At 67.6% G+C, this 1,606-nt stretch carries 1 protein-coding gene and 1 pseudogene; both read right to left on the bottom strand.

Translation table 11 applies throughout. From position 1 onward, the window contains the following. Positions 1-447, bottom strand: a pseudogene (locus ACEN88_RS31215) (AraC family transcriptional regulator); the annotation flags it as partial. A 211-nt stretch (positions 448-658) separates the two neighbouring features. After that, positions 659-1,489: a type III secretion system export apparatus subunit SctT gene (sctT, locus tag ACEN88_RS31210; RefSeq protein WP_413345981.1), complete on the bottom strand. Its 831-nt coding sequence runs from the start codon at positions 1,487-1,489 to the stop codon at positions 659-661. Positions 1,490-1,606: the final 117 nt, after the last annotated feature.

Genomic DNA, 1,606 nt, shown 5'->3' with positions numbered 1-1,606 from the left:
GTCGCGCTGCAGGCCCAGCTGGTGCTGCACGAGCGCGACGCCGATCAGGGCCTCGATCCGCTCGGCCGCCGTGGCGGCGCCGTCCTGCACGATGCGGGCGAAGCATTTCGCCGTCGTGGCGTAGCGGTCGCGCATCATCAGCTGCCAGCCGGTGTTCCGGCACGACATGATGCGCAGGCGGTCGTTGTCGTTGACGGTGAATTTCTGCGCGCGCCGGTACAGGTCCTCGGCGTCTTCGTCGTAACCGAGCAGCAGCGACGCGTCGCCGGCGGCCACCAGGCGCGCGACGTCCGTTTCGCCCAGCTTGCGCGCCGTGCTGTCGAGCACCTCGTCAACGGTGCAATACGCGCGCTCGGCCGCACCGTCGAGCATGGCGCCGGCATAGCCGGGCAAGGCGGCGCGGTGTGCGAGTCCGGAACACAGGGCGAAATAGATGGTCGAAAACATGGTGCACCTCCCGATTGATCTGTTTGCTGCCGGGTTATCCCGGCGACAAGATCATGGTAAGCGCGATCCACCTCGACAAATCTCAACAAACCGCAGCGCAAATATCAACAAACCTCAAATCTCGGCTGGGTGGGCTCCCCGAGCCCACGCGAACGCCAACGCGAACGCCAACGCGGCGCATACGTCACGCGTGGACACACGGGTGCACACCCTACTGCGCCGGTCCGCCGAGCATGCCCTTCGCCAGCTGGTTGCCGAGGTCGCCCAGCAGCACGTCGCCCACCACCTGCGACGCGAACACCGCCACCAGCGCGATCAGCATGATCATGCCGATCATGCCGCGCAGCGGCTGGCTGAGCGCGTTCGGCTCGAGCTTGTCGGCCGAACGGGCCATGATGCCGAGGCCGACGTCGACCAGCACCAGCACCAGCATCACCGGCGTGCCGAGCTTGGCCAGTGCGGTCCACACGGTGTCGGTGCGGCCGATCAGGAATGCTTCCGCCGTGCCGGCCAGCGTGGGCAGCATCACCTGCGGCGGCCACCATTTATAGGACTGGAACAGCGCGCCCAGCAGGAAGCTCATGCCGCCGCCGACGTAGAACAGCGTCGTCACCAGCTGCAGCAGCAGGTTCGACACGGGCGTGCTCTGGTCGCCGCGCAGCGGATCGGTCATCTGGATGTTGTTGAAGCCGGCCAGGTCGTCGATCAGGGTGCCGACGCTCTGCGCGATCCAGAACACCGGCGCGGCCGCGAAGCCGAACGCCAGGCCGAGGAAGGCTTCCTTGCAGGCGAGGACGACGAGCTGCGCGCTGCCGGCCGTTTCGAACGCCTGCGGCGACTGTCCGGCGGCGACGAAGAACGTGAGCACGTAGACGACGCCGTTGCGCACGGTGCCCGGCAGCGCGGTGTCGCCGGTGGCCGGCAGCACGACGAAGGCCACCATGATGCGGATGCCCGTGAGCAGCACCAGCACGATCAGCGAGTGGTAGGCGTCGTACCAGTCCATCAGGGCCCGGATCCAGGCATGGGTATCGTAGGTCATCGTTCCCTCGCAAAACGTCGGGCCAGCAGGTTGTCCACCGCTTCCTCGTCGGCCGCCAGTTCGGCGGCATGGGCCGCGGCGCGGCGTACTTCGTCCAGGCGGGCGCGGCACCGGTCG

It is taken from the genome of Massilia sp. CT11-108, assembly GCF_047302915.1.
GTDB classification, from domain to species: domain Bacteria; phylum Pseudomonadota; class Gammaproteobacteria; order Burkholderiales; family Burkholderiaceae_D; genus Telluria; species Telluria orientalis.
The sequence above is the reverse complement of the archived record's forward strand: the minus strand, read 5'-3'. Positions and strand labels throughout refer to the sequence as shown.

What these genes read in the sequence shown, in the direction of transcription:
- sctT (WP_413345981.1), bottom strand. Translation starts at nt 1,489, where the DNA reads ATGACCTACGATACCCATGCCTGGATCCGGGCCCTGATGGACTGGTAC.